The organism is Pseudomonas sp. NPDC087817, from assembly GCF_044742875.1.
Classification (GTDB): domain Bacteria; phylum Pseudomonadota; class Gammaproteobacteria; order Pseudomonadales; family Pseudomonadaceae; genus Aquipseudomonas.
In genome coordinates this window covers 108,406-128,941 of sequence record NZ_JBIUVJ010000004.1, presented here as the reverse complement: position 1 = coordinate 128,941, position 20,536 = coordinate 108,406, and the positions used below count along the sequence as shown (strand labels likewise).

The 20,536-nt window shown below is 63.0% G+C and carries 2 protein-coding genes (1 of these 2 cut by a window edge); both read left to right on the top strand.

Annotated features, from left to right (window positions below; all coding sequences use genetic code 11):
• A protein-coding gene (locus tag ACIONG_RS05770; protein ID WP_401297351.1) for an amino acid adenylation domain-containing protein crosses the window boundary here: on the top strand, positions 1 to 2,690 show its 3' end. It extends 10,366 nt beyond the left edge of the window; only the last 2,690 of its 13,056 coding nucleotides appear in the window; its start codon lies beyond the left edge, outside the window; the stop codon is at positions 2,688 to 2,690.
• Complete coding sequence (locus ACIONG_RS05765) at positions 2,687 to 20,536, top strand: non-ribosomal peptide synthase/polyketide synthase (protein WP_401297349.1); 17,850 nt, start codon at positions 2,687 to 2,689, stop codon at positions 20,534 to 20,536. Before ACIONG_RS05770 ends, ACIONG_RS05765 begins: the two co-directional genes overlap by 4 nt.

Sequence of the window (20,536 nt, the reverse complement as noted above, 5' to 3'; positions counted from 1 at the left end):
ACACCGCGCTGGAAGTCGTGCAACAGGAAATGCTCGCGATTCTCTTGGGGCACGGCGAAGCGCCAATGCCGGCGGTGCCTTACCGCAACTATGTGGCCCAGACACGGCTGGGCATCAACCAGCAGGAACACGAAGCGTTTTTCCGCGAGATGCTGGGCGCCATCGACGAGCCGACGCTGCCATTCGGCATGCTCGATGTGCGCGGTGACGGCAATGACATTGAAGAAGTCCGCCAAAGCGTGCCCGAAGCGTTGGCCATGCGCCTGCGCAGTCAGGCGCGGCAGTTGGGCGTGAGCGTTGCCAGCCTGTTCCATCTGGCATGGGCACAGGTGCTGGCGGCGACCTCGGGTCAGGAACGCGTGGTGTTTGGCACCGTGCTGCTGGGGCGGATGCAGGGTGGTAGCGGTGCTGATCGCGGCCTGGGGATGTTCATCAATACCTTGCCGATACGCGTGGATCTGGGTCAAACGCCAGTGCGTGCCGGTGTCAGGGCGACGCATGCGCAATTGACTGCATTGCTCGGCCACGAACATGCACCACTGGCGCTGGCCCAGCGTTGCAGTGGTGTGACCGGGTCATCGCCATTGTTCAGCGCCATGCTCAACTATCGCCACAGCGTCAGCGAGCAACAGCAGCAAGCCGCTCGCCTGAGCTGGCAAGGCATCGATAGCCTCTCCAGCGAAGAACGCACCAACTATCCGCTGAGTCTCAACGTCGATGACCTCGGTCAGGGCTTTTACCTGACGGTCATGACCCCTTCGAACATCGGCGCGACGCGGGTTTGCGGTTACATGCAGCGGGCCTTGTCGAGCCTGGCCGAAGCGTTGGAGCAATCACCGCAGGCGCCGCTGAGCCATCTGCCGGTGTTGCCAGAGGCAGAGCGGCAGAAATTGCTGTGCGAATTCAACGCTACCGAAGTCGATTACGATCTTGAGCAAACGCTCCATGGTCTGTTCGAGGCGCAGGTACAACGTACGCCACAGGCGCCGGCCGTGGCGACGGCAGCGCAACAACTGAGCTATGCCGAACTGAACGCCCGGGCCAATCAACTGGCGCGGCACCTGCGAGGCCTGGGCGTGCAGGCGGATTCGCGGGTGGCGATTTGCGTCGAACGCAGCCTCGATATGGTGGTCGGCCTGCTGGCCATTCTCAAGGCGGGCGGCGGCTATGTGCCGCTGGATCCGGCGTATCCGTTGGAACGTCTGGCCTACATGCTGCACGATAGCGCGCCAGTGGCGGTGCTGGTGCAGGGTTCGACTCGTGCGTTGCTGGGCGAGGTTGATGTGCCGATGATCGATCTCGATCAACCGCACTGGCAAGCGCAACCGACGGACAATCTGCCCGGCGCTGGATCGACCCCACAGCACACCGCGTATGTGATCTACACCTCCGGCTCGACCGGCCAGCCCAAAGGCGTGGTCAACGAGCACGCCGGGGTGGTCAACCGCTTGTTGTGGATGCAGGACGCTTACCCACTGACGGCGGCGGACACGGTGTTGCAGAAAACCCCGTTCAGTTTCGACGTGTCGGTGTGGGAGTTTTTCTGGCCGTTGATGACCGGTGCGCGCCTGGTCATGGCTCAGCCTGGCGGACACAAGGACCCGCAATACCTCGCAAAAGTGATTGAGGCCGAGAACATCACCACGCTGCACTTTGTGCCGTCGATGCTCGACGTGTTCCTTGCCAACAGTGACACCGAACGCAGCAGGGGGCTGCGGCGGGTGATGTGCAGCGGTGAGGCGTTGCCGGGCAGTCTGGTGCGACGTTTCAAACTGCAATTGCCGGGCAGCGAGTTGCACAACCTGTACGGCCCGACCGAAGCGGCCGTCGACGTGACCGCGTGGAACTGCGCCGGGCCAATCGAACACACACCGGACAACACGCCCATCGGCAAACCGATTGCCAACACCCGTATGTACATCCTCGACGCCCAGCAACAACCGGTGCCGCAAGGCGTGATCGGCGAGTTGTACATCGGTGGCGTGCAGGTCGCACGCGGCTACCTCAATCGCCCGCAACTGAACGCCGAACGCTTCCTCGACGATCCGTTCCGGCCCGACGGCCGGATGTACCGCACTGGTGATGTCGCCCGCTATCTGCCCGACGGCAACATCGAGTACCTGGGCCGTAACGACGATCAGGTGAAAATCCGCGGCCTGCGTATCGAACTGGGTGAGATTCAGGCGCGCATGACCGCGATCGCCGGCGTGCAGGAAGCCGCGGTGCTGGCCCGTGAAGAGGTCCCGGGGGACAAGCGTCTGGTCGCGTATTACACCGGCGAACGTCTGGAAGTCGACGTGTTGCGCGGGCATCTGCTGGAGCATTTGCCCGATTACATGGTGCCTGCGGTGTTCGTGCATCTGCACGCGTTGCCCCTGAGCCCCAACGGCAAACTCGACCGCAAGGCCTTGCCGGCACCGGATCAGAGCGCGCTGAAAACCCGTGAATACGAAGCGCCGGTCGGCGAAGTCGAAATCACCCTCGCACGGCTCTGGGCCGAGTTGCTCAACGTCGAGCGGGTAGGGCGGCACGACCATTTCTTTGAGCTGGGTGGTCACTCATTACTGGCGGTCAGCCTCATCGGCCGGTTACGTCAGGAAGGCATGGAAGCCGATGTCAGGGCGCTGTTCGAACAGCCGACCCTGGCCGGCTACGCCGCAATTACGGAAAGAATGGAGATCGTCCTGTGAATGTGATCGAACTGTTGGCAACCCTGAAAAGCAAAGACATTCAGTTGGCGGTCAGCGACGACCAGTTGCGCGTAAACGGCAACAAGCAGGCCTTGAGCGATCCGGCATTGCTGGCAGCGCTACGTGAGCACAAACCGGCGCTGATCGAACTGATCAAGGCCGGGCAATATTCGGCCACCAAGGCTGGCCAGATCGACGTGCCGGCCAACGGCATTGTCCCCGGTACCACGCGCATCACGCCGCAAATGCTGACCCTCGCCGAAGTTGATCAAGCGACTATTGACCGCTTGATCGCTGACGTCCCCGGCGGCGCCGCCAATGTGCAGGATATCTATCCGCTGGCGCCGTTGCAGGAAGGCATTCTTTACCACCATGCGAGCAACGAGCAGGGCGATCCGTACGTCATGCAGTCGTACTTTGCGTTCAGCAATCGCCAGCGGTTACAGGCTTTTGCTCAGGCCTTGCAAACGGTGATCGATCGCCACGACATCCTGCGCACGGCAGTGCATTGGGAGGGGCTGGATACGCCGCTGCAAGTGGTCTGGCGCCAGGTGCAACTACCCGTGGAAGAGGTGCTGCTCGACCACGCAGGCGATGCTTTGCAACAACTTCACGAGCGTTTTGACGCGCGACATTTCCGTCTCGACGTTACCCGGGCACCGCTGATGCGTCTGGCGTACGCCTGGGATGAGGCCGGTCAACGGGTCGTGGCGACGTTGCTGTTCCATCACATGGCGCTGGATCACTCGGCGCTCGACGTGGTGCGGCACGAACTGCAAGTCTGTCTCACCGGCCAGCATGAATTGCTGGGGCGGCCAGTGCCGTTTCGCAATTACGTCGCGCAGGCACGGTTGGGCATCACAGAGGCCGAACATGAGGCGTTTTTCCGCGACATGCTTGGCGATATAACCGAGCCGACGCTGCCGTGCGGCTTGCACGATGTGCAGGGCGACGGACTCGGCATCGCCGAACTGAGCCTGCCGATCAACCCGTTGCTGGGGCAGCGTTTGCGGGCGCAGGCGCGTCAGCTCGGCGTGAGTGTCGCGAGCCTGTTCCATCTCGGCTGGGCGCAGGTGCTGGCGGTGTTGACCGGCAAACCCAATGTGGTTTTCGGCACGGTGTTGATGGGGCGTATGCAAGGCGCCGAAGCCACCGAGCGCGCGCTGGGGATTTTCATCAATACCTTGCCGCTGCGGATCGATGTCGATGCGCAGGGCGTGCGTGCTGCGGTCGATGCGACGCACAAACGCCTGACCACGTTGATGCGTCACGAACACGCGCCGCTGGCGTTGGCACAACGTTGCAGCGGTGTGGTCGCGCCCACGCCGTTGTTCAGTGCCTTGCTCAATTACCGCCACAGCCACACGGCGGCGACGGCCAGTGCCGAGACCCTCGCTGCGTGGGAAGGCATCAGCACCCTCAGCTCCGAAGAACGTACCAATTACCCGCTGACCCTGAGCGTCGATGATTTCGCTGATGCCTTCAGCCTGACTTTGCTGGCCACCACTGAGGTTGACCCGCAGCGCATCTGCGAGTACCTGCACTGCGCGCTGGAAAGTCTGGTGCTGGCGCTGGAGCAAGCGCCGGACACTGCGCTTAACCAACTGCCGATTCTGCCAGCGGCCGAGCGCGAGCAAGTCTTGCTGGCGTTCAATGCCACCCACGCCGACTACCCGGCAACGCTGACCATCGCGCAACGTTTCGAGGCGCAAGTGGTGCAGCGGCCGGAGGCCGTGGCGGCGGTCTTTCTCGATAAGCCATTGAGTTATGCCGAGCTCAACCGGCAGGCCAATGCGCTGGCGCATCACTTGATCGAACTCGGGGTGAAACCCGATGATCGTGTCGCCATCGTCGCCCGGCGCGGCCTCGATACGCTGGTCGGGCTGCTGGCGATTCTCAAGGCGGGCGCCGGTTACGTGCCGATTGACCCGGCGCACCCGGCAGATCGTCTGCACTACTTGCTGAGTGACAGCGCCCCGGTTGTGATCCTCACCCAGAGCACTTTGCACCAGCGCTTGCCGGCGCTGAATGTGCCGGTGATCGACCTCGATCAGCGCGCCTGGCCGCTGGGCGTGACCGCTGATCCGCAGGTGCCGGGCCTGACCAGCGCGCACCTGGCCTACGTGATCTACACCTCCGGGTCCACCGGCTTGCCGAAAGGCGTGATGGTCGAACACCGCACACTGTCGAATCTGGTCGACTGGCACTGCACAGCGTTCGATCTGTGCGCCAGTCGCCACACGTCGAGCCTTGCCGGATTCGGTTTTGACGCCATGGCGTGGGAAGTCTGGCCGGCGTTGTGTGCCGGCGCGACCCTGCATCTGGCACCGACTCACGAAGGCAGCGAAGACATCGACGCGCTGCTCGACTGGTGGCGTGCGCAGCCGCTGGACGTGAGTTTCCTGCCGACGCCAGTGGCCGAATATGCCTTCAGCCAGAACCTTGAACACCCGACCTTGCGCACGTTGCTGATCGGTGGCGACCGCTTGCGGCAGTTCAGCCGCAACCAGCAATTCGACGTGATCAACAACTATGGCCCGACCGAAGCCACGGTGGTCGCCACCTCTGGCCGGATCGAGGCCGGTGATGCGCTGCACATCGGCAAACCGGTCGCCAATGCCACGGTGTATCTGCTCGATGAACAACAACGTCCGGTGCCGATTGGCGTCATGGGCGAGTTGTACGTCGGTGGTGCGGGTGTTGCGCGTGGCTATCTGAATCGTGCCGATCTGACGGCCGAGCGCTTCCTCGACGATCCATTCAGCAGCGCCGCAAATGCGCGCATGTATCGCACCGGGGACCTCGCCCGTTGGCGCGCCGACGGCACGATTGATTACCTGGGACGCAATGACGATCAGGTGAAAATCCGTGGCGTGCGCATCGAACTTGGCGAAATCGAGACCCGCCTCAACCAGTTGCCCGGCATCCAGGAAGCGGTGCTGCTGGCTCGCGAAGACGAGCCCGGCCAGCCGCGTCTGGTCGCCTATTTCACCGAGCAGGCGCAGGTCGAACCGCTGGCCGTGGCCGAGTTGCGCGCGCACCTGTTGACGCAGTTGCCGGATTACATGGTGCCGGTGGCCTTCGTCAAACTCGACGCGTTGCCACTGACGGCCAATGGCAAGGTCGACCGCAAGGCACTGCCCAAGCCTGATCGTGCGGCGCTGTTCACCCGCGAATACGAGGCGCCACACAATGAGCTGGAAACCGCACTGGCACAGATCTGGGCACAAGTGCTACAGGTTGAGCGAGTCGGGCGTCAGGATCACTTTTTCGAACTCGGCGGCCATTCATTGCTGGCGATGCGCATGGTTTCCCAGGTTCGCCAACGCCTCGGGGTAGAACTGGCGCTGGGCGATCTGTTCGCCAACGCTGAACTGGCGGCGGTCGCCGCAGCGGTGGCGCGAGCCGGGCGCAGCACGCAACCGGAGATTGTGCCGGTGGCCCGTGACGGTGCTTTGCCGCTGTCGTTCGCCCAGCAACGTTTATGGTTTCTGGCGCAAATGGAAGGCGCCAACACCGCGTACAACATTCCCATCGGCCTGCGCCTGCGTGGCCAGTTGAACGAAGAGGCGCTGCAACAAGCGCTGGGCCGCATCGTCGCCCGCCACGAAACCCTGCGCAGCCGTTTCGCTCAGTTCAATGACGAAGCACAGGTATTGATTGCCCCGGTCGACAGCGGTTTGCTGCTGCGCGTCGAAGATCTGCGGCAGCACCCGCAACCCGACAAAACCTTGCTGGCATTGATCCAGGGCGAAGCGTCGGGGCCCTTCGATTTGCAGGACGACCCGCTGATTCGTGGGCGGCTGGTGCGTCTGGCCGATGATCACCATGTGCTGTTGCTGACCCTGCACCACATCATCTCCGATGGCTGGTCGATGGGTGTTTTGACCCGGGAACTGATGGCGTTGTATCAGGCGTTCAGCCATGGCCAACCGGATCCGTTGCCACCGCTGGCGCTGCAATACACCGATTACGCGGTGTGGCAGCGCCGCTGGCTCAGCGGTGAGGTGTTGCAGCGCCAGAGCGAATACTGGCAACAGACGCTAGCCGGCGCGCCGGCGCTGTTGATGCTGCCGACCGATCGACCGCGCCCGGCAGAACAGGATTTCGCCGGCAGCACTGTCGATGTGCTACTTGACGAGCGTTTGAGTGCCGGGCTCAAAGCCCTGTCCCAGCGCCACGGCGTGACGATGTACATGCTGATGATCAGCGCATGGGCGAGCCTGCTCAGTCGTTTGTCCGGGCAGTCGGAAGTGGTCATCGGCTCGCCTGTCGCCAACCGTAACCGCGCCGAGATCGAAGGCTTGATCGGCATGTTCGTCAACACCCTTGCGCTGCGCATCGATACCTCCGGTGAGTTGAGCAGCGAGGCGTTGCTGGCGCGGGTCAAGGCGCAGACACTGTCGGCGCAGGCGCATCAGGATCTGCCGTTCGAGCAAGTGGTGGAAATCACCAAACCGCTGCGCAGCATGGCGCACAGCCCGTTGTTCCAGGTGATGTTCAGTTGGGAAAGCGGCCACGGCGCTGGCCTGAGCCTGGGTGATCTGACGCTGGAAAGCGTCGCCGAGCCGAGCCATTTTGCCAAATTCGATCTGTCGTTGACCCTGGCGGAGGCTGCGGACGGCATTCGCGGTTCGCTGGAATACGCCATTGCCTTGTTCGATGAGGTGACGATCCAGCGATATGTCGGTTACTTCCAGCGCTTGTTGCAAGCGATGGTCAGCAACGATCAAGCGGTGCTGGCGCAGGTCGAGTTGTTGGCGGACGAAGAGCGCCGGCATTTGCTGGTTGATCTGAACTCGACCGCCATCGAGCATGATCTTGAGCAGACTGTCCATGGCCGCTTCGAGGCGCAGGTCTTGCGCACGCCAGAGGCTGACGCCGTGGTGTGCGCTGAGTTGCGTTTGAGTTATGCCGATTTGAACCGCCGCGCCAACCAGCTTGCGCATCATCTGCGCGAGTGCGGCGTGGGCAGCGATTCGCGGGTGGCGATCTGCGTCGAGCGCGGACCGCAATTGCTGGTCGGTTTACTGGCCATTCTCAAGGCCGGCGGCGCTTATGTGCCGCTGGATCCGGGTTATCCCGCCGAGCGTCTGGCCTACATGCTCGAGGACAGCGCGCCGGTGGCAGTGCTGGTGCACTCGGCGACGCGTGCGCTGATCGGCGAATCTGCGGCGGTGCTGATCGATTTCGACCATTGCACCTGGCACAACCTGCCGGAAAGTAATCCGAAGGTGCCAGACCTGAGCGCTGCGAATCTGGCGTATGTGATTTACACCTCAGGTTCCACCGGCGCCCCGAAAGGCGTGATGGTCGAGCACCGCAACCTGAGCAATCTGTTGCACTGGAGCGCCAGCCTGTGTCCGCTTTCAACCGGCGCCGCGCTGTTGCAGAAAACCCCATTCAGCTTCGACGCTTCGGTCTGGGAGCTGTTCTGGCCGTTGACCACGGGCATGCGTCTGGTCCTCGCCAGCCCCGACGGGCACCGCGACCCGGCGGCGCTGGTGCAGCTCATTCGCGAGCAACAGGTCAATGTCGTTCAGTTTGTGCCGGCGCTGTTGCAGCAGTTCCTCGAAGTCGAGGATGTCGGCGAATGCAGCAGCCTGACCGATCTGTTCTGTGGTGGCGGTGAGTTGACCGCCGCGTTGGTGCGCAGCGTGCGCGTGCGCCTGCCGCACGTTCGCCTGCATAACGTCTATGGCCCGACCGAGGCCACCGTCGACAGCACGGTGTGGACACTTGAGCCGAATACGCCGGTGCCGGAAGGCGCACCACCGATCGGCAAACCGCTGTGCAATACCCGCGTGTATATCCTGGATGCTCATCAGCAACCGGTGCCATTCGGTGTCGTCGGCGAGATGTATCTCGGCGGCGTGCAGGTGACGCGGGGTTATCTGAACCGGCCGGAGCTGACAGCCGAACGCTTCCTCAACGACCCGTTCAGCGAGCAAGCGGACGCGCGCCTGTACCGCACTGGCGACGTCGCGCGATATCTCGCCGACGGCAATATCGAATACCTGGGGCGCAATGACGATCAGGTCAAGATCCGTGGTTTGCGCATCGAACTCGGCGAGATTCAGGCGCATCTGGCGCAGGTCGACGGCGTGCGCGAAGCCGCCGTGCTGGCCCGTGAAGACGCCCCGGGCGATCAGCGACTGGTGGCGTACTACAGCGGCGAGCCCTTGCAGATCGAGCAGTTGCGCAGCGAATTGCTCACGCATCTGCCGGACTACATGGTGCCCGCCGTGTTCGTGCATCTGGAAGCCTTGCCGCTGAGCCCCAACGGCAAACTGGACCGCAAGGCCTTGCCGGTACCGGACCAGACCGCGCTGTTGAACCGCGAATACGAAGCCCCGGTCGGTGAAGTCGAAACAGTGATTGCCGGGCTCTGGGCCGAGCTGTTGAAGGTCGAGCGGGTAGGGCGCCACGACCACTTCTTTGAACTGGGCGGGCATTCGTTGATGGCGGTCAATCTGGTTGCACGCATGCGCCGGGCCGGCCTGTCGGCGGATATTCGCGTGCTGTTCGGCCAGCCTACCCTGGCGGCGCTGGCCGCAGCCGTGGGCGGAGAACCTGAAGCGGCTGTCCCGGCCAATCTCATCCCTCCGGACTGCACGCACATCACTCCTGAGTTGCTGCCGTTGGTCACGCTGGATCAGGCGACTATCGACAGAATCGTGGCGAGCGTCCCCGGTGGTGCCCTGAATGTGCAGGATATCTATCCGCTGGCACCGTTGCAGACCGGGATTCTGTTCCATCATCTGGCGGCGGCTCAGGGCGATCCGTATGTTCTGCAAGCGCAGTTTGCCTTCGCCGATGAGCAGCGTTTGCAGGCATTTGTCGCGGCGCTGCAACGGGTGATCGAACGCCATGACATTCTGCGCACATCGCTGTTCTGGGAAGGCCTGGAACAGCCGGTGCAAGTGGTCTGGCGTCAGGCTTCGCTGAGCTGCGAGGCGCTGGAACTTGACGCTGATTCGGCTGATGCGCTGAGTCAATTGCGCGCGCGCTTCACCGTCGATAAATACCGCATGCCCGTCACCGAGGCACCGCTGATGCGCGTGGTGTACAACCGCGATGCCGTCAATCAGCGCGTGGTCGCGTTGCTGCTGTTCCATCATCTGGTGATGGATCACGTCGCGCTTGAAGTGCTGCAACACGAGATGCAGGCGTTTCTGCTGGGTCAGCCACTGCATCTGAGCGAGCCGGTGCCGTACCGCAATTACGTGGCGCACACCCGTTCCGGGTTGAGCGAGCAGGATCACCAGGACTTCTTCCGCGAAATGCTCGGCAATATCGATGAACCGACCTTGCCGTACGGCCAGCACCTGGCGGACGACGGACCTGCGCAAGAGGCACAACTGACGCTGCAAAGCACACTCAGCCACAGCGTGCGTCAGCAGGCACGGCGCCTGGGTGTCAGCGCGGCCAGCCTGATGCACCTCGCCTGGGCGCAGGTGCTGGGGCAACTGTCCGGCCGCGAAGCCGTGGTGTTCGGCACGGTTTTACTCGGCCGATTGCAGGGCGGTGAAGGTTCAGAGCGAGCGCTCGGGGTGTTCATCAACACCCTGCCGCTGTGCATCGAACTGAACGGGCACAGCGTCAAAGGCGCCGCACTGGCGACCCATAAACGCCTGAGTCAGTTATTGGCCCATGAGCATGCGCAATTGGCGCAGGTACAACAGTGCAGTGCGATGCCGTCGGGTACGCCGCTGTTCAGCGCATTGCTCAATTATCGTCACAGCGCACCGCTCGGGCCGATCTCCACCGAGGCGCAAGCAGCATGGCAGGGGATGCAGTTGCTTGAGGCCGAGGAGCACACCAACTATCGCTTGACGCTCAGCGTTGATGATCTCGGCGAAGATTTCAGCCTGAAAGTATTGGCCGCTGCCGGGATTGATGCGCAGCGGATCTGCGCGTACATGCAAAGTGCTTTGGGTGCATTGCTCGATGCGCTGGAACATACGCCGCATGTGGGTTTTGATCGCCTGTCAGTGGTGCCTGCCGCAGAGCGGCATCAGTTATTGGTCGAGCTTAATGCAACGGCACGTGAATACCCGCAATCGCTGACAGTGCACGGTCTGTTCGAGCGCCAAGCCGTAGCGCACGCACAAGCTGTGGCAGCGGTGCATGGCGAGCAATCGTTGAGTTACTTTGAGTTGAACACCCGAGCCAACCAATTGGCCCATCACCTGATCGCGCAAGGCGTGCAACCGGGCAGCCATGTGGCAATCCTGCTGCCGCGCTCGCTGGACCTGCTGATCGCGCAACTGGCGATTGCCAAGTGCGCGGCGGCCTACGTGCCGCTGGACATCAACGCGCCGAGCGAGCGTCAGGCGTTCATGGTCGAGGATTGTCGGGCGGTGGCATTGCTGACCCTGAGCCGCGAAGTGATCGACTACGCCGCGCCGCGCATCGATCTCGACAGGCTGACACTCAGCGGGCAACCGACGCACAACCCGAACCTGGTGCAATCCTCGGAATCGCTGGCGTACATCATGTACACCTCCGGCTCCACCGGTACGCCGAAAGGCGTGATGGTGCCGCACCGTGGTATCGGCCGCTTGGTGATCAACAACGGTTATGCCGATTTCAATCCGCAGGATCGCGTGGTGTTCGCCTCGAACCCGGCGTTCGACGCCAGCACCATGGACATCTGGGGGCCGCTATTGAACGGCGGGCGAGTGGTGGTCATCGATCATCAAACCCTGCTTGATCCAAATGCTTTCGGCCGAGAACTGAGCAGCTCCGGGGCGACGATCCTGTTCGTCACCACGGCGCTGTTCAACCAGTACGTGCAACTGATTCCGCAGGCGCTCAAAGGCCTGCGCATCCTGCTGTGTGGCGGTGAGCGCGGCGATCCGGCAGCGTTCCGCCGGCTGCTGGCCGAGGCGCCAGCGTTACGCATCGTGCATTGCTACGGCCCGACCGAAACCACCACTTACGCGACAACGTTTGCCGTGCATGACGTCGCGGAAAACGCCGAAAGCGTGCCGATTGGCGGTCCGATTTCCAATACTCAGGTGTACGTGCTCGATGCCCATCAGCAACCGGTGCCCATGGGCGTGACCGGTGAGCTGTACATCGGCGGGCAAGGGGTGGCGCTGGGCTATTTGAATCGGCCGGAGCTGACCGCCGAGAAATTCCTTCATGACCCGTTCAGCGACAGACCCGGCGCGCTGCTGTATCGCACCGGCGACCTCGTACGCTGGCTGGCGCCGGGGCAACTCGATTGCATCGGGCGCAATGACGATCAGGTGAAAATCCGTGGTTTCCGCATCGAGCTGGGCGAAATCGAAAACCGTCTGTTGAACTGCCCGGGCATCAAGGAAGCGGTGGTGCTGGCGCGCCGCGATGGCCAGGAGAACGCACGACTGGTGGCGTATTACACGGTGACTGGCGACAGTCTCGACAGCGCTGATCTGCACGCTCAGTTGCAAGCACTGCTGCCGGAATACATGGTGCCGACGGCGTGGGTGCAACTCGATGTGCTGCCGCTGAACAACAACGGCAAGGTTGATCGTAAAGCCTTACCCAAGCCTGATGATGCTGCGTTACTTATCCGTGAGTACACGGCGCCGCAGGGCGAGTTGGAAAGCGTTCTGGCGCAAATCTGGATTGAAGTGCTGCAGGTCGAGCAGGTCGGCCGTCACGATCACTTCTTTGAACTGGGCGGCCATTCGTTGCTGGCGATGCGCATGGTCTCGCTGGTACGTCAGCGCCTCGGTGTCGAGCTGGCGCTGAGCGATCTGTTTGCCGATGCGCAAATGCACGCCGTGGCCGCGACGCTGAATCGCGCCGGCCGCAGCACGTTGCCGGAAATACTCCCGGCGCCACGTGATCAAGCGTTGCCCCTGTCTTTCGCCCAGCAACGCCTGTGGTTTTTGGCGCAGATGCAGGGTGGCAACTCGGCGTACAACATCCCCATCGGCCTGCGCCTGCGCGGCCGTCTCGACGCCGATGCGCTGCAACGGGCGTTGACGCGGATCGTTGCTCGTCACGAAACCTTGCGCAGCCGTTTCGTCAGCATCGACGACACCGCGCAGGTGGCGATTGCGCCGGTCGGCAGCGATTTGCTGCTGCGCGTTGAAGACCTGCGCCAACACCCGCAAGCCGAGCCTGCCTTGCAGACATTGATGACGCAGGAAGCCTCGGCCGCATTCGATCTGCAAACCGATGCACTGATTCGCGGACGGCTGGTGCGTCTGGCCGACGATCACCATGTGCTGTTGTTGACCGTGCATCACATTGTCGCCGACGGTTGGTCAATGGGCGTGCTGACTCGCGAGCTGATGGCGCTGTATCAAGCGTTCAGCCATGGCGGGGCAGATCCGTTGCCGCCGCTGGCATTGCAATACGGCGACTACGCCGTGTGGCAACGGCGCTGGCTCAGTGGCGAGGTACTGCAGCGGCAAAGCGATTACTGGCAGCAGACCCTCGCCGGTGCGCCCGCGCTGTTGACCCTGCCGACCGATCGGCCGCGCCCGGCGCAACAGGATTACACCGGCGGCAACGTCGAAGTGTTGTTGGACGCGCGCTTGAGTGCGGCGCTCAAGGCCTTGAGCCAGCGTCATGGGGTGACCTTGTTCATGACCATGACCGGCGCCTGGGCGCTGTTGATGAGTCGTCTGTCCGGGCAGTCCGATGTGGTGATCGGCTCACCGGTGGCCAACCGTACCCGTGCCGAGATCGAAGGGTTGATCGGCATGTTCGTCAACACCCTCGCGTTGCGTATCGACACCTCGGGCGAACCGAACGTCGAAGCGCTGTTGGCGCAGGTCAAGGCACGAACACTTGAGGCCCAGGGGCATCAGGACCTGCCATTCGAGCAGGTGGTGGAAATTGTCCGGCCGGTGCGCAGTCTGGCACACAGCCCGTTGTTCCAGACCACGTTGAGTTGGGACAGCAGCGTCGGGCCGCGTCTGGTCCTCGGCGATCTGTCGCTGGAAGGTGTGGCCGGGATGGACGATGTCGCCAAATTCGACCTGACCCTGACGCTGGGGGAGGTCAACGGGGTGATACGTGGTTCGCTGAACTACGCCACGGCATTGTTCGACGAATCGACGATCCAGCGCTATGTCGACTATTTCCAGCGGCTGCTGGAAGCGATGGTCGGCGCTGATCACACCGTACTGGAACACGTGCCGCTGCTGGCGCCGGATGAGCGTCAACGCTTGTTGACGGATTTCAACGCCACGGCGCGTGAATATCCGCAGACGCTGACCGTGCATGGGATTTTCCAGCAGCAGGTCGCGGCGCATCCGAAAGCTGTCGCAGCGGTGCATGGTGCGCACTCGCTGAGCTACTTTGAACTGAACGCGCAGGCCAATCGTCTGGCCCATCATCTGATCGGCCAAGGCGTGCAACCGGGCGATCATGTGGCGATCCTGTTGCCACGCTCGCTGGAATTGCTGGTCGCGCAACTGGCGATTGCCAAATGCGCGGCAGCCTACGTGCCGCTGGACATCAACGCGCCGAGCGAGCGTCAGGCGTTCATGGTCGAGGATTGTCGGGCGGTGGCATTGCTGACGCTGAGCAGCGAAGTCATCGACTACCCGGCATCGCGTATCGACCTGGACAGGCTGAAGCTCAGCGGGCAGCCGACGCACAACCCGAACCTGTTGCAGTCATCCGAATCGCTGGCGTACATCATGTACACCTCCGGCTCCACCGGTACGCCGAAAGGCGTGATGGTGCCGCACCGTGGCATCGGCCGGTTGGTGATCAACAACGGTTATGCCGATTTCAATCCGCAGGACCGCGTTGTGTTCGCCTCGAACCCGGCGTTCGATGCCAGCACCATGGACATCTGGGGGCCGCTGTTGAACGGCGGGCGAGTGGTGGTCATCGATCATCAAACCTTGCTTGATCCGAATGCTTTCGGCCGAGAACTGAGCAGCTCCGGGGCGACGATCCTGTTCCTCACCACCGCGCTGTTCAACCAATACGTGCAACTGATCCCGCAGGCGCTCAAAGGCTTGCGCATTCTGTTGTGCGGCGGTGAGCGCGGCGATCGGACCGCGTTCCGCCGAATGCTGGCCGAGGCGCCAGCGTTGCGCATCTTGAATTGCTACGGCCCGACCGAAACCACCACGTTCGCCACGAGCTTCGAAGTCGATGAAGTGGCCGAAAATGCCGAAAGCGTGCCGATTGGCGGGCCGATCGCCAACACTCAGGTGTATGTCCTCGACGCTCATCAGCAACCCGTGCCGATGGGCGTGACCGGCGAGCTGTGCATTGGCGGGCAGGGTGTGGCGCTGGGTTACTTGAACCGGCCGGAGCTGACTGCGGAAAAATTCCTCCGTGATCCTTTCAGCGACACGCCCGGCGCACTGCTGTATCGCACCGGCGACCTCGCGCGCTGGATAGCGCCGGGGCAACTCGATTGCCTCGGGCGCAATGACGATCAGGTGAAAATCCGTGGTTTCCGCATCGAGCTGGGCGAAATCGAAAACCGCCTGCTGAACTGCCCGGGCATCAAGGAAGCGGTGGTGCTGGCGCGCCGCGACGGCCAGGAAACCACGCGTCTGGTGGCGTACTACACCGCCCACGACGAGGCGCTGGACAGTGCCGATCTGCACGCGCAGTTGCAGGCGCGCCTGCCGGAATACATGGTGCCGACGGCGTGGGTGCGGCTCGACGTATTGCCGCTGAACAACAATGGCAAGGTCGACCGCAAGGCGCTGCCGGCACCGACGCAGGAGGCGATGCTCAGTCGAATCTACGAGGCCCCGGCCAATCCACTGGAAGCAAGCCTCGCCGCCGTCTGGTCCGAGGTGTTGCAGGTCGGGCAGGTCGGTCGGCACGACAACTTTTTCGAACTCGGCGGTCATTCGCTGCTGGCGATGCGCATGTTGTCCCAGGTGCGTCAGCAAATGGGTGTGGAACTGGCGTTGGCCGATCTGTTCGCCAACCCGCAACTGGCCGCCGTCGCCGAAGTCCTCAGTCGTGCCGGCCGCAGCACGCTGCCGGATATTGTGCCGGCACCACGTGATCAAGCGCTGCCGCTGTCGTTTGCCCAGCAACGTCTGTGGTTCCTCGCACAGATGGGCGGTGGCAACTCGGCGTACAACATACCGGTGGGTCTGCGTCTGCGCGGGCGCCTCGATGAAGACGCCTTGCAACGGGCGCTGGCGCGAATCGTCGCCCGCCATGAAACCCTGCGCAGCCGCTTCACCCCGCACAACGATCAGGCACAAGTGCTGATCCTGCCGGTCGACACCGGTCTGTTGCTGCAAGTCGCAGATTTGCGTGAGCATCCGCAAGCCGACGAGGCGTTGCAGCAACTGAGCGAAGCCGAAGCATGCGCGCCGTTCAACCTGGAACATGATCCACTGGTGCGCGGCCGACTGGTGCGTCTGGCCGACGATCACCATGTGCTGTTGCTGACCATGCACCACATCATCTCCGACGGCTGGTCGATGGGCGTGTTGACCCGCGAGCTGATGGCGCTGTATCAGGCTTTCAGCCGTGGTGCAGCCGATCCGCTGCCGCCGCTGGCTCTGCAATACACCGACTACGCGGTGTGGCAGCGCCGCTGGCTCAGCGGTGAAGTGTTGCAGCGTCAGTCTGATTACTGGCAACAGAACCTCGCCGGCGCTCCGGCCTTGTTGAGCCTGCCGACCGACCGTCCGCGTCCGGCGCAGCAGGATTACAGCGGCGGCAGTGTCGAAGTGCAACTGGACGAGCAGACCAGCGCCGGCCTCAAGGCGCTGTGCCAGCGACGCGCCGTCACGCCATACATGGTGATCATGAGCACATGGGCGATATTGCTCGCGCGCTTGTCCGGCCAGTCCGACGTGGTGATCGGCTCGCCGGTGGCCAACCGTACCCGCGCCGAGATCGAAGGTTTGATCGGCATGTTCGTCAACACCCTCGCATTGCGCATCGACACGTCCGGCGAGCTGAGCGGTGCGGCGCTGCTGGCGCGGGTCAAGGCGCAGACCCTGCAAGCCCAGGCGCATCAGGATTTGCCGTTCGAACAAGTGGTGGAAATCACCAGACCGGTCCGCAGCCTGTCCCACAGCGCGTTGTTCCAGACCCTGTTGAGCTGGAACAACAACGACGGCCCAAGCCTGACCCTCGGCGACATGACGCTCGAAGGTGTCGCCAGCCCGAACCATTTTGTGAAATTCGACCTGTCGTTGACCCTCGGCGACTATCCGGGCGGGATTCGAGGTGCGCTGAACTACGCCACGGCGCTGTTCGACGAGACGACGATCCAGCGCTATGTCGGGTACTTCCAGCGACTGCTAGCGGCGCTGGTCAGCGATGATCAAACGGTACTGGAACACCTGCCGTTGCCGGCGCCGGAGGAGCTTCAGCGATTGCTGGTCGAGTACAACGCAACCGAGGCCGAGTGTCCGGTGGAGCAGCCGCTTCAGGCGTTGTTCGAAGCGCAGGTTCGGCGTAAACCGGACGCCGTTGCCGTGCAATCCGAGCAAGGCTCTCTGACTTATCAAGCGCTCAATGCGCGCGCCAACCGACTGGCTCATCATCTGCGCGAAATCGGTGTACAGCCGGACACGCGCGTGGCGATTTGCGTCGAGCGCGGGCCGGATCTGGTGGTCGGTCTGCTCGCCATTCTCAAGGCGGGCGGGGCGTATGTGCCGCTGGATCCGGGTTATCCGGCCGAGCGTCTGGCCTACATGCTCAAGGACAGCGCACCGGTAGCGGTGCTGGTGCAATCGGCTACCCGCTCGTTGTTGGCAACGTCTGCGGTCGCGCTGATCGACCTTGATCGCAGCACCTGGCAGCAACAGGCCGAACACGATCCGCAGGTGCCAGGCCTGAGTGCGTCCAGCCTTGCCTACATGATCTACACCTCCGGCTCCACCGGCCTGCCGAAAGGCGTGATGATCGAGCATCGCAGCGCCTGCAACATGGTGCACTGGGGGTCGCAGATCAGTCCGCCCACCGAGCACGGTGCGCTGCTGCAAAAAGCGCCGTTCAGCTTCGATAGCTCGGTGTGGGAGATCTTCTGGCCACTGTGTTCCGGCCTGCGTCTGGTGCTGGCACGACCTGACGGCAACCGCGATTCGGCTTATGTAGTGCAGGCGATTCGCGAGCATCAGGTCAGCGTGGTCAAGTTCGTTCCGGCGTTGCTCCAGCATTTCATCGAGCAGGACGATGTCGACCAGTGCACCTGCCTCACCGATGTGCTCAACGGCGGTGGTGAACTCAGTGCGGCACTGGTTCGCCAAGTGCGTCAGCGCCTGCCGTGGGTGCGTTTGCACAACGTTTACGGGCCGACCGAAACCACAGTCGACAGCAGCGGCTGGACGCTGGAACCAGGTAGCCCGTTGCCGGACAGCGTGGTTCCGATCGGCAAGGCACTGAGCAACACTCGCCTGTACGTCCTCGATGCCCACGATCAGCCAGTGCCGCTGGGCGTCAGTGGTCAGTTGCACATCGGTGGCGTGGGCGTGGCGCGCGGCTATCACGGACTGCCCGAGATGCAGGCCGAGCGCTTCATCGACAGCCCGTTTGTGCCGGGTGATCGGCTGTACCGCACCGGCGATCTGGTGCGCTACAACAACGACGGCGACCTCGAATTCCTCGGCCGCAACGACTTCCAGATCAAGCTGCGTGGCTTGCGCCTGGAACCGGGTGAAATCGAAGCTCGGCTGATCGAGCACCCGGCGATCCACCAAGCAGTGGTCATGGTGCGCGACGAGCGCCTGGTCGCCTGGTACACCGTGCGTGCCGGCGTTGCCGCGCCAGATCTGGAAGTGTTGCGCGCCCATATGCTGGAGCGATTGCCGGAGTACATGGTGCCCGGGGCTTACGTGCTGCTCGACGCTCTGCCGCTGACGCCCAATGACAAGGTTGATCGCAAGGCGCTGCCTGAACCGGGGGGGGATGCGCTCATCAACCGTCCGTACGTGGCGCCGCAAGGCGAAGTCGAAACGGCATTGGCGCGAATCTGGGCGCAAGTGCTTGGCGTTGAGCAGGTCGGGCGTCACGACAACTTCTTCGAGTTGGGCGGGCACTCGCTGTTGGCGGTGCGTCTGGTCAATCTGATGCAGCGAGCAGGGTTGCCAGTGTCGCTGGCGCAGTTGTTCCAGCACCCGAGCGTCGAATCCGCCGCTGCGCTGCTGAATCAGCGTCGCGACGTTGCCGGACAGCCCGAAGGACTGGTCGTGGTGCGCGCCGGGGATCACGGTACGCCGCTGTTTCTGATGCACGAGTTCAGCGGTCGCGAGGTGTATTTTCCGGCACTGGCCATGCACATCGGCGGAGAATTCCCGATTTACGGTTTGCCCGGTGTGCCACTCGGCGAGCCGCAACTGCGTACGATCGAGTGCATGGCTCGGCGTCTTGTCGGGATCATCCGTTCGGTACAGCCGCACGGGCCATATCGTCTGGCGGGATGGTCATTCGGCGGGGTGTTGGCCCTTGAAGTTGCCCAGCAATTGCTTGGCCTTGATGAGCCGGTTGCGTTCATCGGCATGCTCGACAGTTACGCGCCCAACCCACTGGCCCAGAACAAGGCGATGTGGAGCGGTGAAGGGCTGGACAAGCGCCAGTTGCTGGGCCATTGCCGGGGTCGTTCGATGATGCTTGGTGCAGAGGGGCAAACCGCGCTGGCGCGTGTGCAGGCGCTGGAGGCTGAAGTCGGGCAACTGGATTTCAATGAGCTGTTCCAGCGTTGCCTGGCGCAGCAACTGACGGATCCGGAATTGTCGACCGTCAGCACCGCCGATGCCAGACACTACTTCGAGCGCGAAGCCGCGCATCGACTGGCATTGGCGCATTACCGGGTCAGCCCGGCCAGCCAGACAATCCATCTGTTCCGCGCGCAGGAACTGATGGACGGGCAATCGGTGCCGAGTCCGACGCGCGGATGGGAGGAACGTTTTGCCAGCGCAATGCTGCGCTGTATCGATATCCCTGGCGATCACCGCACGATGATGAAAAACCCGCATATCCAGGCCCTCGGACAAGCCATCAGTCAGGCGCTGGAAGCTGCCGTGGCGCCGGAACCTACGCTGTATCAGCCACTGCTGACCATTCAGACCGGGCACGTCGGGCATGCGCCGATCTTTTGTGTGCCGGGGGCGGGGGACAGCGTGACCGGGTTCATTCACCTGACCGAAGCGCTCGGTCCGGAATGGCCGATCATCGGCCTGCAACCGCGAGGTCTGGATGGCAGCAGTGTGCCGCACAGTCAGGTGGAGGCGGCTGCCGCGTTTTATTTGCAGGCGATTGAGCAGGTTTATCCGCAGGGGCCCGTGCACCTGATCGGCCACTCGTTCGGCGGTTGGGTGGCGCACGCCATGGCGGCGCAGTTGCAGGCTGCCGGGCGTGCAGTGGCGTCGCTGACGTTGATCGACAGTGAAGCGCCCGGCGGCGACGGCACGGCTGGTAAACCGTATACGGCGACGGCTGCGCTGGAGCGCCTGATCGAAACGCTGCAATTGTCCAGCGGCAAGTCCCTGGGTATTGACCCGCTGACCTTTGCCAATGCCGATGACACGACGCAGATGCGTCTTCTGCATGCCGGCATGGTGAGCGTCGGGGTGCTTTCGGAAAAGGCTGCGGCAGACGCCATGCACGGCCCGGTGCGGACCTTCGCCACGGCGTTGCGCACGGTCTATCAACCGACACTCGCCTACCACGGGCCGGTCAGGCTGGTGCTGGTCGACGACCCGACGCTGGACGCCTGGGGCAATCAGCGCGAGCAGGCCGCGATCCTGGAAGGCTGGCAGCGTCAGGTCAACGATCTGGCGGTGTGGTACGGGCCGGGCAACCACTTCACGATTCTCAAGGCGCCCAACGTCTTCAGTCTCGCGGCGTGGTGGCATGACGGCCTGTCGGTGCCGGTCAACGAAACGCTGTCCTGA